The following is a 13,697-nucleotide window of genomic DNA, read 5'->3' on the forward strand; positions in this document are numbered from 1 at the left end:
TAATGTGGTGCCTATTGTCAGGCTTTTATTTCTTCACCTAGTAGAGTGGCACTAGTGGAACCGGTAATTCTTACGTTTACGAATTCTCCGATATGATGATTGCCCTTCTCTAAAACTACAGCCTTGTTTTGCTGTGTACGTCCCATAAGATGATTACGATCTCGCTTGCTGAAACGTTCTATAAGAATTTCAAATTCCTTTCCTTCGTCTTTCTTGTTCTGTTGCGCACTAATCTCGGTCTGCAACTGTATGAGTTGGTTAAGACGTGATATCTTCAGGTCCTCTGCAACATTGTCTGGCAAATGCTTCGCAGCATAAGTTCCAGGACGTTCACTATATTTGAACATGAATGCAGAATCAAAGCCTACCTCTTTTACGAGGGAAAGTGTCTGTTCATGATCTTCTTCTGTCTCATCGTGATAGCCTACGAAGATATCTGTTGTGATGCCGCATCCAGGAATGATTGTTTTAATCGCGTTGATTTTTGATAAATAATCTTCACGGGTATATTTGCGGTTCATAAGTTTTAATATCTTGTTGCTTCCGCTCTGTGCAGGGAAGTGGATGTGTTTGCATAGGTTTGGTTCCTCTGCGATAGCATGAAGAATATCCTCAGTCATATCTTCTGGATTTGAAGTGGTAAACCTTACACGCATGTCTGGTACGCTTTGCGCGACCTTGTGTAATAGTTCAGCAAAAGAAACTCCATTTTCAGGACGCTTACCGTTTGGCAACAAACCATAAGAATTTACATTTTGACCAAGAAGAGTCACCTCCTTAAAGCCCTTTTCATGAAGGTCTTTTACCTCTGTAAGTATACTCTCTACGTCACGGCTGCGTTCACGGCCGCGAGTATAAGGTACAATGCAGTAATGACAGAAATTGTTGCATCCGCGCATGATACTAACAAAACCGCTTACATGATTTCCGCCAATGCGTTGTGGTAATATATTGCGATAAGTTTCTGTCGTAGATAAATCTGTGTTCATTGCGTTGTTGCCCATTTCGCATTCCGCGATCATGCTTGGTAGGTCGAGATATGAGTCTGGTCCGCATACCAAGTTTACATAATGATTTTGTATGAGGTCGTCTTTCACACGTTCAGCCATACATCCAAGGACACCGAGTATTAGTTTACGTCCTTTTTTCTGTTCGGCATGTAAAGTGTCAAGTCTGTTGTAAATCTTATTTTCGGCATTCTCACGAATACTGCATGTATTCAGAAAGATAGCATCGGCATCATCTTCGTTCTCACAAACGTCATATCCCGCCATCTTCATTACTGAGGCAACTACTTCGCTGTCGGCTACATTCATTTGACAGCCGTATGTCTCGATATATAGTTTCTTATCCATTTTTTATATGATAAATATTAGTGTGCAAAGTTACTAATTATAATTGATAATCTAATGATATTTGTTGGTTTTCAACTATTTATGCAATTTGTCGGCAAGATGAGAAAAACCGAAATAAAATATCAGAGCTGTTATAAATCCTGCAATTGCATCTATTGCATAATGTGCCTGTATATATACTGTCGCCAGACATAGGAACACATAGAAAGGTAGCATAATGAACAGTAGTTTTTTGTTTCTGCTATGCCATGCAAGCAACATGCATATTGTCGATATTCCTACATGACTGCTTGGAAATGCAGCGGTAGGTCTTTCTCCAGCAGCTTTTGCGTCTTCAACCAAGTCGTAGAAGATACCGTCGGTATATCCAGGGCTAGGCAGACAATCATGATGATTACAGAAATAGTATTGAACATCTGGGAATATACCGTGCGTAATATTACTTATTCCTACTGCCTTATAGTAGAATGTTGGTCCCACAACTGGTACAATGTCGTATAAAACATAATAAGTAAGGAATGATGCCATTATCACAAATGCCACTTTGTGATACTCATTATATCTGTATATAAAATAAAACAACACGGTCACTGCGATCATTGGATAATAGGCTGCATAGCCACAATCCATCAGTTCGCTTATGATGTGAGAAGAAAATCTGGCAGAGAAATCTAATGCTGGTTGGAAGCCAAACATACTTTGTTCCCAAGTGGCAAATAGATGGTCAAGGTTTGGAAACATACGATTTATCTCGTATGTGTCAGGGTACCACCAGGCCAATAATGCCATCTGTACTGATATGCGGGTAAAAAGGGTTACACGGCAGGGTAGCATTTTGTAAACAATCCACATTGCTATCGTTATGGCACCTATACGTATACGCCCCCATATCATAGAGTCTGGATTTACTAGTTTTGTATAAGTAAATAGAACTATGAGCAACGTAAATGCCATATATGCCAATACCGCCCATTCAAGTGGCAGAAGCCCCTTTGTAGGCTTCTTTTCAATGGCAAACCATTTATTTATATTAATCATAACCACTTATTCTCCTTATACCATTTAATGGCGAGTTCCGTACCGCGTTTTAGGTCATATTGTGGATGAAAGCCCAATTCGTCCACGGCAGGCTCTATATTACAGCGCCAATTGCGTTGTTTTAAAATGTTATACTTATCGTTGTTAAGTGCCGATATCTTACCTGTGATTTTTCCTGCATATTCTCCAATCAATGTTGCAAGTCGCAGTATGAATATAGGTGCTTTTATTCTTATCCACCATGGGCGTCCAAGATTTTCATGAATATAATTACTGAATTCAGTAGAATTATAAATATTGCCGTCACTCAAGAAATATTTTCTTCCGTTTTTGCCACGATTAAATGTCAGGAATACTGCTTGCACAAGATCCTGAACGTATATGAAAGTGATATCTTGATGCTTGAAACCAACAGAAAAATCTATATGTCCTTTAATAGTCTTTGCCATCATGAAATAGTCTTTCTCTCTAGGTCCATAAACTCCAGTAGGACGTAATATGACATAAGGGAAATCATTTCCAATAGTGTCAAGAAACTTTTCTGCCATTAGTTTGCTTTTTCCGTAGGCAGTATTAGGACGTGGAATGTCGTTTTCTTCAATTTCCATATATGGAGAATTCTCCCTAATGGCACCGAAAATGCTTAGGCTGCTGAGGTATACAAATCGCTTGATAGGCATCTTCAATGTAATCAGTGCATGAACAAGATTTTTTGTTCCGTCGGTATTGGTCTTGAAGAAATCAGATTTATGTAGGCACTTGGTAGCACCTGCTGCATGCACGACATAGTCGAACTCATGTCCGGCTAGTTGTTGCCTTAAATCATCTTCCGAGGATAGATTAAGTTCTATGAAATTTATACGCTCATCAGTAAGATACTTCCTTGAACTGCTTTTCCTCACGGCAGCCCATACTTCCATATCCCTTCTGAGTGCTTCCTCCACAATAAAGCTGCCAATGAAACCACTGGCACCAGTTACTAATATCTTCATCAAAATAGCTATTTGGGAAACAAAAGTAATGCAAATTTCATTAAGCGCAAAGTATTTTATTAATTATTAATCATTTTGCCCCTGCCCATGCAGAAGTAATCAAAATTATAATGATCAATTCTGCATGAGCAGAGGCTCATACATTTTAAGTAAAATAACTTGACTATATGTTCGTTATTTCAGTCTAAATCTATAACCTAAAGTTAATGCGAATACGCTGTTATGTAAATCGGCATTATCAAGATTGTAGTAGTGGTTTTCTCCTCTTAAAGCTTTATTTAAGCTGAGAGAATAACGTGCATCTACTACAAATTTGTCGAATGCGAAACTCATGCCTATAGGCATTGATATATCAATATCTCTTGCTTCAAGTCCGCGTGACATGTAGTCAGGTACGGCGTCAGTGCTAGAACTTATATTTAAACCTTCCTGCAAACCAGCTTTAAGAGTAAAGCAATTGCCAAAATGGAAATTACATAAAATAGGTACATTAATATATTCTGTTTTGATTTTGTCTTCATTCAGACTTGCTCCTTGCTGAGAGTAAAAAAGACCTGCCGATATTCCCAACCAGTCCTTAATGTAGTATTCACCTTCGGCTCCGACTACCAGTCCTGGCTTGTAGTCAAAACTACTATTATCATCATCACCATAATAGCCAGATGCATTAATACCTATCTTTGGGGTTAATGTTATTGAACCTGAGCGCAACTGCTGTGAATAGCCTGCTACTGTTACCACTAACAAACTAATTAAAACGATTAGCTTTTTCATTTTCTTGTTATGTTTATATTAATTGTTAATATTTTTGCAAAGGTAATGCAATTTTTTTAAAAAGTAAAATGAATCCATCCTTTTGTTGTCCATTAACAAAGTTGCTGTATTTAAAAGTCTAAAACAAATATGGTGATTATATTTTTAGAATAAACAGTGGGCTATATATTCACTCTCTACCAGAAAAAGTTTTTTTAATGTCACTAATGTCATAATGTCACAAACCCTATGTTTATAAGGATTCAGCCAGTGACATTAAGTGATATTATCGGGATAAAAGTGGCATTAACCTTCAAATCACACCTACATTTGGCGATTTTTGCCAAATATGCAGTAGATGTATAAACATTTTTTCGTTTATGATGGTCTGTACTTGTCATTATGTGCGATATATTTCGCAGTATGTTTAGTTTTTATCTCAAAACCTAACTACAAAATAGTGGTAATTATCATCAATCCTATTCTTGTAGTTTTATTGATAATCATTCGTTTATCTACTCCAGGCAATACCCTTTTTCACGTTAGGCAATTCAATTACCTAACGTGGGTAATTGAGTTGCCCACGTTGTGTAACCCGATTACTCACGTTGTGTAATCGGATTACACACGTGCCGAGGTAATCTGATTGCACACATGTTGATGTAATCGAATTACACAGAAGTTGTGAAAATTTGGGTGATAGTTTGTGCAATCAGTCTCTAAATATATTTACATCCTTCAAATTCATTCTCTCATTTTATATCTAGGCATGAGTAGATTTTTTGAATTATTCATGCAGTTCAAGAAGCTTGCTTTTATGCTTAATAAAACTCCATAAGCACAAATATGTATTATGCAAATAGCATAATTGCAAAAAAAACGCAAAAAACAGGTGTACTTTAGGGCATAATGCCACTTTTCCCCCGATAATGTCACTTAATGTCACTGGCTGAAGCCTTATAAACAAAGGGTTTGTGACATTATGACATTAGTGACATTAAAAAACTTTTTCTGGTAGAGTGCTCTAAGCCTATTTGTGTAGAAAGCTCTTCAACTAAATTGACGAAGAGCCTCTATCTTATCATAATACAATGTTTTCTTTGTATTTTTCTCCATAATGATTAGTGAAAATAATTTCTATTTTCTTTGCGCCTTGTTCTGGTCTTAGGCGAAACAAGTGGGTTGTATAGCACTCAGGCAGATTTACATGATGCTCGTTTTTAATTCTAGAATACTCCTCATCCTTATCTTTAAATTGCTCCATTTTTCCCTTGTTCACTCCGTCTTGTATCCATTCTACGCTGCACTTGTCGTCATAGTCCCATACGTTTGCAACTATAAAGTCTTTTTGTGTACTAAACTCTCCTTTTTTATATACGTGAATTTGATACTCTATGGATTTCCCCGTTGCTTTGTAAATACATCTGACTTTTGTTCCGTCAACATCAACAATCATATATCCGTTTGGTGCACCGCATCTGTTTACGTTTCCCCACCACCACGCACCACAAGCAGCACCAATGTTGTGTTGGTAAAGATGTTCGTTTACGTCTACATCTTGAAAAAAGTGTGAGTGTCCGCAGAATACGTGAACATCATATCCTTCGAGAAGTTTGTCGAGCATAGGAGTATTGTGCATATTTGCATAAGGATACCATTTGTTCCATCCTGCGGCATGCATATTTAGGAATATCATAGATCCTTTAGGAATATAGCTAAGGTCTTTTCGCAACCATTCTAATTTAGACGGTGTCAGCATTTCAACATATTTATTGTGTTGCATGTTGTTGATGTTGTTTATTGTAACAACATGAATCTTTCCGATGTTGAATGAATAATCTGTAGGTCCGAAATAGTTCATGAAATCCATTTCTGAATATATCTTTGCGCCCTTTGGCGAATTCTCCAGACTAGGTACGCTCTTAATCATATCGTGATTACCTATACACATGAATGTTGTCATTCCTGTGTTTTCGATAGACTTTTTAAAAGGTTCCCAAATATTTCTCTTACTGAAAACCATGTCGCCAAGCGTTATCCCTATGACTTCATGTTCTTTATCCATACGAGAAATTTCGGATTTCATATCCTTTACAGTCTCATTGCACCAGCGCTTATAATCATGTTCGTCGTTTATTTGTGGATCGGAAATAGCGATGTAATAAAACTTGTCGGATTTGTTCTCACGTTTGTTTAATATAAAGTTGTGTGTTCTGACAGACTTACCTTTTAACTTGTTTATTGGGGCATAAAATCCAAATGCTATACCATCCTTGTGTGGGAGTATGTATTCAGCTGGAGTTGAAATGGCAATGAACTTGCTTTTAGTCGTATCTGCCACAATGCGATATTTGCCTTTCATGTCCGTTTTAACGAAGTTTTCTCCGTCATTTACAACTACATCAGGAATACCGTGTCCTAACTGATTGTACACTTTACCTATAACGGTAATCTTGTAGTTTTGTGCTACCATGCTTGTTGATGACATCAAGCCAAGAATAAGCCATAAATAAAATCTTTTCATCTATAATATTATGAATATCAATAACGCTGCAAAATTACTAATATTTTTTATAGCATATATACTTTAAAAGATAAATAATTTAAATGCGTAGTAAACATATTGCTATCAGTGCCAAATCTCTTGATAATCAGTGTTTGACGGTTTATATCTTTGGAATAAACGTTAAAATAGGAATTTATATTTTGTAGTTTGGCTTTAAAGAATTATTTTTGCATGTTAGAATATTCTTAATTTATATAGATTATGAAAATAGCTTTGATAGGCTACGGAAAGATGGGACGCATGATAGAGGAAATAGCCCTTCAGCGTGGTCATGAAATTGTTTGCAAGATTGATGTCAATAATCCTCAGGATTTTGATTCTCCAGAGTTTGCTAGTGCAGATGTTGCGATAGAGTTTACTAATCCTACAGCTGCTTATGGCAACTATTTAAAGGCTTTCAAACACAATGTTAAGATTGTGAGTGGTAGTACTGGTTGGATGAAAGACCATAAATCAGAAGTTGAGGGTCTTACTAAAGACGGTAAACAGACATTGTTCTGGGCATCAAACTTTTCAATTGGTGTAGCTATTTTCTCAGCTGTAAATCGTTATCTTGCAAAGATAATGAATAATTTTCCACAGTATGATGTTGAAATGGAGGAAACTCATCACGTTCATAAGTTGGATGCTCCATCAGGAACAGCAATCACTCTCGCAGAGGAAGTGATAGAAAATATTGATAGAAAAACTGAATGGGTTAAAGGATTCCAGCATAATGCTGACGGAACAGAAGAAGGTAGTAATGAAGTTGCTGATAGTCAGTTGGCTATTGCTAGCATACGTCGTGACGAAGTACCTGGTATTCACTCAATCAACTATGATAGCGAAGCTGATAAAATCACAATAACTCATAATGCTCATAGCAGAAAAGGATTTGCACTCGGTGCTGTTCTTGCGGCTGAATATACAAAAGAACATACTGGATTGCTTACCACAAGTGATCTTTTTAAATTCTAATAACGATGATTGATAAAAGCAAAACCAAGATTAATTCTAAGGTTCAATGGACTAAGTTTGCAGTAGTTCTAGTTTGTTACTTGCTTTTCCTGCTATGGGTTAAGAGTTGGTGGGGACTGATAGTTGTGCCGTTTATATATGACGTATATATTACAAAAAAAATAAGATGGCAATGGTGGAAGGATGCTGAGGGACCTACTCGTTTCCTTATGAGTTGGGTTGATGCACTTGTATTTGCTCTTGTAGCTGTATATTTCATTAATTTGTTCTTCTTTCAGAACTTTGTTATTCCTTCATCTTCTTTAGAGAAGAGTCTGCTCACGGGTGACTATTTGTTTGTAAGCAAGGTTAGTTACGGTCCGCGTATTCCAGAGACTCCGCTAACAATGCCACTTACTCAGCACACGCTTCCAGTAGTAAATGCCAAGAGTTATATTGAATGGCCTCATTGGGACTATCGTCGTGTTAAAGGTTTGGGTAATGTAAAGCTTAATGATATTGTCGTTTTCAATTATCCTGCAGGCGATACAATTTGCTCTTCTGATCAATGGCAACAGCAAGACTATTATGCAATGTCTTATGGCATAGGTGAACAACTTTATCAGCAGAATCATAAAATGCCACAACTGAAGTCACTTAACAGAATTCAGCAACGTAAGTATTTTGATATGATTTATGCACTTGGTAGAAACTATATATTGAGTAATCAGCAGGTATATGGTGAGATAATTACACGTCCTGCAGATCGTCGTGAGAACTATGTAAAACGTTGTGTAGGACTTCCTGGACAGACTTTGCAGATAAAGAACAGAATCGTATATCTTAACGGAAAGGCTAATAAAGAACCTGATAATGTTCAGTATTCTTATTATGTGAAACTCAGATGCCCTATGCCGCAGGAACTAATGGATCAACTGGGCATATCAACAGAAGATATAACAGGTCTTACCCAATACGGTTTTATTCCTCTCACAAAGAAAGCTGTTACGGCTTTATCTAAACGCAAGGATATTGTTCAGAGTATTCGTCTTAATACAGATGCCCAGACAGGAGATTTATATCCTTTAAACGGATATACTGGTTGGACTCGTGATAATTACGGTCCTATCTGGATACCAAAGAAGGGTGCAACTGTAAAACTTGATATGAACAATATTGCTATCTATGAGCGTCCTATACATGTATATGAAGGTAACAATCTAAAGATTGTAAACGGAAATATATATATAAATGGCAAGGTGGCACATAGCTACAAGTTCAAGATGGACTATTATTGGATGATGGGTGATAATCGTCATAACAGTGCCGATTCTCGTTATTGGGGATTTGTGCCAGAGAGCCATATTGTTGGAAAGCCTATATTTATATGGTGGAGCCATAATCCAGATCACCCAGGTCTCAGTGGTATAAGATGGAATCGTCTGTTTAATTTTGTCGATAACATCAAATAAAAATTATTAAAGCCTTCCCTCTAATGGGAAGGCTGATTGATATGCGGCAATTCCTGAAATGGATGATATCAATATTGGCTGCGTTTTTAATCGTATTAGTGGTGCGCGCCTTTGCTTTCGCTGTCTATAAAGTACCAGAAAATTCTTTGTTGAAGAATGGTGACAGAGTGATAGTGAATAGATTGGCACGTGCTGATTTTAAAAAAAATGATTTAATTGTCTTTGGTGACAGTGTTAAGTTGCTTGGCAGAATAGAAGCTCTGCCAGGAGATACGATAACTGTTGGCAAAGACAAATTTGTTATACCTACGGTATGTTGCCGAAAGTGCAGGTGTAAATATTGTCATGAATACCTTATTAATATAGGGCGTGGCAAATTACTTGTACCTTATCATAGCATAAATGGCAAGGCATACCGATTATACAATCTTCCGTTTTGACAATAGCATTACTTTCTTCTACATATTTTGGTCCTATACAATGGTATCAGAAACTAAACAGATATGACCGTTGTATGATTGAGCAGCATGATAATTTTATCAAGCAGACTTATCGCAACCGATGTGTCATACCTACTACTAATGGACTCCAGTCACTTAGCATTCCGGTGACCACCGTTGCAGACTCACCAATATCAAAGACACCAATGAAGGATATTCGCATTTCTGATCATGGAAATTGGCGTCATATTCATTGGAATGCTTTAACTTCAGCTTACGGTGAAAGTCCTTTCTTTGAATATTATCAGGATGACATTCGTCCTTTCTTCGAAAGAAAGTGGGAATTCCTTATTGATTTCAATATGGAAATAACGCAAAAGATGAATGAACTTTTGGACATTCGCCCAACGATTAGTCTCACAAATGAATTTGTCTCATCTGTAAATGATGTGGTTGATTTTCGTGATGTAATACGCCCCAAGCATCCTGGTAATGATGCTGACTTTAATCCTATAAGATACTATCAGGTGTATCAACAAAAATTTGATTTTCAGCCAAACATGAGCATTCTAGACTTGTTGTTTAATGAAGGAAACGAGTCTGTATTCTATCTTTAAGCTTATTTTACCCTAAAAATATATAGTGGCAGATATGTTAAATACCTGTAGCTTTTTATTATATGGGAAACAAAAGTTATTAATGAAACATTATGAAATATAAATGAGCTATTTTTTGGTGTCATAATCGTCAATAATATATAAATTTGTCGCCGTCATCATAATTGATGCTAATACTATGCAACATTTGTAAACATACACTTGCTGATAAAAGTAGTAAGTCAAATATCTAATATAACAACCTAATAATTATCTAACAAAGTCAAACATGGATTATTTAAAATCTATTGAAAAGCCGTTAGTGTTGCTATTCTTGCTTTGTTTATTCCCATTGGGAATATCGGCTCAAAGCATAGTCAAAGGAATAGTTAATGATGAATCTGGAGAGCCTGTTATTGGGGCTACGATTCGAGTCCTGGGTACTAAGGAAGGAGCAATTACTGATTTTAATGGAAGTTTCCAAATTTCAGCTGCACCAAATGCTAAGTTAAATATCACTTATGTGGGCTTTGTACCCCAAACAGTGAATATTAGCGGACGTAAAAATATTACTATAACATTGAAAGAAGACGCCAGTACTCTTAATGATGTCGTAGTAATTGGTTATGGTACCGCAAAACGTAGTGATATATCTGGTTCTGTTGCTTCTGTTGATGCAAAGTCCATGATGAAGAAATCTCCAATAAACCTTGCCGACGGACTGAAAGGTGCTGCTCCAGGTGTAATCGTTACATCTCAGGATGGTGCTCCTAGTGCAATGGCACAGGTACGTATTCGTGGTGTCGGGACTATTAATGGAAACTCTGAACCTCTATATGTTGTTGATGGAGTGCAGGTTGGTACGAATGCTAACTTCTTGAATCCACAAGATATAGAAAGCATTGAAGTCTTGAAGGATGCTTCTGCAACAGCTATCTACGGTTCTCGTGGTGCGAATGGTGTCATCATGATCACCACGAAGCATGGTTCAAAGGGTGCTCTTCATGTAGACGTAAACGCAGGTTGGAGTGTTCAAACTCTTGCAAACACACTTAACACCCTAGATGCTGACACTTATGCAAGCGCTATTCGTTTAGCTCGTCAAGGTGATGGTACAAACGTTGCTATGCCAATATTTTCTACCCAATATGATGGTCAGCGCAAGACGATTGATTGGCAGAAAGAAATGACTCGTTCCGCTCTTCGTCAGAACTATTCTGTTAACATAAGCGGTGGTACAGAGAAATTCCAAAGTTCTTTCTCTGCAGGCTATTTGGATAACGAAGGTGTAGTTGTAAACACAAACTATCGTCGTATGAATCTTCGTGGAACTATGAAAGCTCAGGTAAACGATTATCTTGAGGTTGGTGGTGACTTGAACTTTACACACGATGTTAATAGAGGAAGTAATAATGGTTTTGGTAATAATACCAACCTTTCTTCTATTCGTGACTATGCAACATTAGCTCCAACAATGGACTATACGGATGCAAATGGTAAGATTGTATCACCAAATGTTGTTAATGCTGATGGTACTTATGGTACATTCTGGCAGAACTCTGCAACAGGTAATGAAATTTCAGGAAGTGCTGATAACTTTTATGCGAAGCAGATGGAACTTGATAGTCCTACACGTAATAATCGCGTCTTAGCTAACGTTTATATTGATTTGAACCCTGTTAAGGGACTTCACCTAAAATCTATATACTCTTACAATCATAATGCACAAGATAACTATAACTGGCAGACTCCTGTTGTTCGTTATAATGGTGACCAAAAGGTTAAAATGAATAATATCGACACAAGAGAAAGTTTTAGTTTGTCTCAGAATTCAAGCTATGATAAGAGTATTGAAACTTATCTTACTTATCATTGGGCTAACGATATTCATGATATTACTGCTATGGCAGGTAACTCTGTTAGTGAGAGTAAAGGTTATTGGGTAAATGCAAGTGCTAAAGATTTCCCTGCTGAAACGATACGCTTAATTTCACTTACCAACGACCTTACAACTAAGGATTGTGGTGGTGGTTTTAACCTTCAAACTCGTTTCATCTCATACTATGGTCGTTTGATGTATAGTTTGATGAATCGTTATAACTTAACTGCAACTGTTCGCCGTGATGGAAGTTCAAACTTTGGTGAAGGAAACCGTTGGGGAACATTCCCTTCTGCTGCTGCATCTTGGCGTATATCTGAAGAGCCTTGGATGAAAAACATTAGCGCTATAAGTAACGTTAAACTTCGTCTTGGCTGGGGTAGAACAGGTAATGCCGGTAGTGCCACAAGTAATGCTATTTCACAGTTGGGTTCTGCTTCAACTCAATATCATTTCTATTCTGACGGTGCTACAACCCAGAATTTTACTACCGCTAATGGTATAGCTCAGTTGATTATTGCAAATCCTAATTTGAAATGGGAAACTAATGAACAGACTAATCTCGGTCTTGATTTCTCCCTTCTTAAGGGTGATTTGAATATGTCATTTGATTACTTTGTTCGTAATTCTAAGGATTTGCTTCTTGATGTTTCTGTACGACTATCTTCTGGCTACCAGACATATTATAGCAACTATGGTGAAATCCGCAATACTGGTTTTGAATTCAGTGCAAGATACAACCATAACTTTAATAAGGACTTTTCTATTGGTGCAACTATCACTGGTTCAACTTTGAAGAATAAGATTATTCAGAGTGGTCTCGATATTTACAATACATGTTCTGGTGGTAATGATGGTACTAATATTGATGGTTCTAATGTTCAGGCTGTTAATGGTGATGGCTTAAAGTGGACTAACCACTCTATTTGCCGTGAGGGTTATGCCGTAGGTTCATTCTATGGATACAAAGCCGCAGGTATTGTACGCACTCAGGCTCAGCTTGATGAACTAAATAAGTCTGCTGGTGGTACTTATCAGGATGGACTTCACGTGGGTGACCTTTATTATAAGGACCTTAATGGTGATAAGAAAGTTGACGCAAATGATGTTGATGTAATTGGTAATGGTTTCCCGAAATTAAACTTTGGTCTTAACTTGAACGCAACTTATAAGAATTGGGATGTCTCTGTTTACACTTATGGTGTACTAGGTCAGAAGATCCTGTCTTACTCAGCAATGCGTCTTTCTACAATGAAGGCTGTCGATGATCCTTCTGTTCCTAACATTCTTAAAAGTGCTTACAACGAGTCTTTCTCTGTAAATCCTAATGGAAGTCTTCCTCGTTTGAGTATTCTTGATGATAAGAGTTCAAACTGCCGTGTATCTGACTTCTGGGTAAAGAATGGTGATTTCTTGAAGATTAATAATATACAGATTGGCTATACATTCCCAAGAGAGTGGCTTACTCCATTGAAGATAACTTCTGCTCGCGCTTTCATGTCTATTAGTAATCTTGCGTGTATATCAGGTTACAATAAATATGGTGATCCAGAATGTGGTCAGGGATCTGTTATTTACACAGGTCTTGATACTGGTCGTTACCCAACACCTCGTACTTATTCATTGGGATTAAGTGTGCAATTCTAAATTAATAATCTTACAAATAAAAA

General features: G+C 37.2%; 10 protein-coding genes. 5 read left to right on the top strand and 5 right to left on the bottom strand.

The annotated features are described in order from the left end of the window. Nucleotides 1-17: 17 nt before the first annotated feature. From miaB to B045_RS0107225, 5 genes are all read right to left on the bottom strand, one after another. Complete coding sequence (miaB, locus tag B045_RS0107205) at nt 18-1,355, bottom strand: tRNA (N6-isopentenyl adenosine(37)-C2)-methylthiotransferase MiaB (RefSeq protein WP_018463603.1); 1,338 nt, start codon at nt 1,353-1,355, stop codon at nt 18-20. A gap of 75 nt (nt 1,356-1,430) precedes the next feature. Further along, nucleotides 1,431-2,393: a phosphatase PAP2 family protein gene (locus B045_RS0107210; RefSeq protein ID WP_018463604.1), complete on the bottom strand. Its 963-nt coding sequence runs from the start codon at nt 2,391-2,393 to the stop codon at nt 1,431-1,433. Next, nucleotides 2,390-3,385 carry an NAD-dependent epimerase/dehydratase family protein gene (locus tag B045_RS0107215; protein ID WP_018463605.1) on the bottom strand — a complete coding sequence of 332 codons (996 nt, stop codon included), beginning with the start codon at nt 3,383-3,385 and terminating at the stop codon, nt 2,390-2,392. The genes B045_RS0107210 and B045_RS0107215 overlap by 4 nt, the downstream gene beginning before the upstream one ends. Nucleotides 3,386-3,559: 174 nt before the next feature. Then, nucleotides 3,560-4,159 carry a porin family protein gene (locus B045_RS0107220; RefSeq protein WP_018463606.1) on the bottom strand — a complete coding sequence of 200 codons (600 nt, stop codon included), beginning with the start codon at nt 4,157-4,159 and terminating at the stop codon, nt 3,560-3,562. A 1,060-nt stretch (nt 4,160-5,219) separates the two neighbouring features. Continuing rightward, complete coding sequence (locus B045_RS0107225; RefSeq protein WP_018463607.1) at nt 5,220-6,662, bottom strand: calcineurin-like phosphoesterase C-terminal domain-containing protein; 1,443 nt, start codon at nt 6,660-6,662, stop codon at nt 5,220-5,222. Between the two features lie 243 nt (nt 6,663-6,905). Between B045_RS0107225 and dapB the strand changes: the two genes are divergently transcribed. From dapB to B045_RS0107250, 5 genes are all read left to right on the top strand, one after another. Next, complete coding sequence (gene dapB / locus B045_RS0107230; protein WP_018463608.1) at nt 6,906-7,661, top strand: 4-hydroxy-tetrahydrodipicolinate reductase; 756 nt, start codon at nt 6,906-6,908, stop codon at nt 7,659-7,661. Between the two features lie 5 nt (nt 7,662-7,666). Next, on the top strand, nt 7,667-9,112 hold the full coding sequence (gene lepB, locus B045_RS0107235; RefSeq protein WP_018463609.1) for a signal peptidase I: 1,446 nt from the start codon (nt 7,667-7,669) through the stop codon (nt 9,110-9,112). 23 nt (nt 9,113-9,135) lie between these two features. After that, nucleotides 9,136-9,552, top strand: coding sequence for a signal peptidase I (gene lepB / locus B045_RS0107240; RefSeq protein ID WP_044067686.1), 417 nt, complete (start codon nt 9,136-9,138; stop codon nt 9,550-9,552). Continuing rightward, complete coding sequence (locus tag B045_RS0107245; protein WP_018463611.1) at nt 9,549-10,169, top strand: WbqC family protein; 621 nt, start codon at nt 9,549-9,551, stop codon at nt 10,167-10,169. The genes lepB (B045_RS0107240) and B045_RS0107245 overlap by 4 nt, the downstream gene beginning before the upstream one ends. Before the next feature lie 268 nt (nt 10,170-10,437). Further along, nucleotides 10,438-13,674 carry a SusC/RagA family TonB-linked outer membrane protein gene (locus B045_RS0107250; protein ID WP_018463612.1) on the top strand — a complete coding sequence of 1,079 codons (3,237 nt, stop codon included), beginning with the start codon at nt 10,438-10,440 and terminating at the stop codon, nt 13,672-13,674. Nucleotides 13,675-13,697: the final 23 nt, after the last annotated feature.

Origin of the sequence: Segatella paludivivens DSM 17968 = JCM 13650 (assembly GCF_000373185.1) — a bacterium.
Taxonomy (GTDB): Bacteria; Bacteroidota; Bacteroidia; order Bacteroidales; family Bacteroidaceae; genus Prevotella; species Prevotella paludivivens.

Coding starts and splice junctions, on each gene's coding strand:
- miaB (WP_018463603.1), bottom strand. CDS start 1,355: ATGGATAAGAAACTATATATCGAGACATACGGCTGTCAAATGAATGTA.
- B045_RS0107210 (WP_018463604.1), bottom strand. CDS start 2,393: ATGATTAATATAAATAAATGGTTTGCCATTGAAAAGAAGCCTACAAAG.
- B045_RS0107215 (WP_018463605.1), bottom strand. CDS start 3,385: ATGAAGATATTAGTAACTGGTGCCAGTGGTTTCATTGGCAGCTTTATT.
- B045_RS0107220 (WP_018463606.1), bottom strand. CDS start 4,159: ATGAAAAAGCTAATCGTTTTAATTAGTTTGTTAGTGGTAACAGTAGCA.
- B045_RS0107225 (WP_018463607.1), bottom strand. CDS start 6,662: ATGAAAAGATTTTATTTATGGCTTATTCTTGGCTTGATGTCATCAACA.
- dapB (WP_018463608.1), top strand. CDS start 6,906: ATGAAAATAGCTTTGATAGGCTACGGAAAGATGGGACGCATGATAGAG.
- lepB (WP_018463609.1), top strand. CDS start 7,667: ATGATTGATAAAAGCAAAACCAAGATTAATTCTAAGGTTCAATGGACT.
- lepB (WP_044067686.1), top strand. CDS start 9,136: ATGGGAAGGCTGATTGATATGCGGCAATTCCTGAAATGGATGATATCA.
- B045_RS0107250 (WP_018463612.1), top strand. CDS start 10,438: ATGGATTATTTAAAATCTATTGAAAAGCCGTTAGTGTTGCTATTCTTG.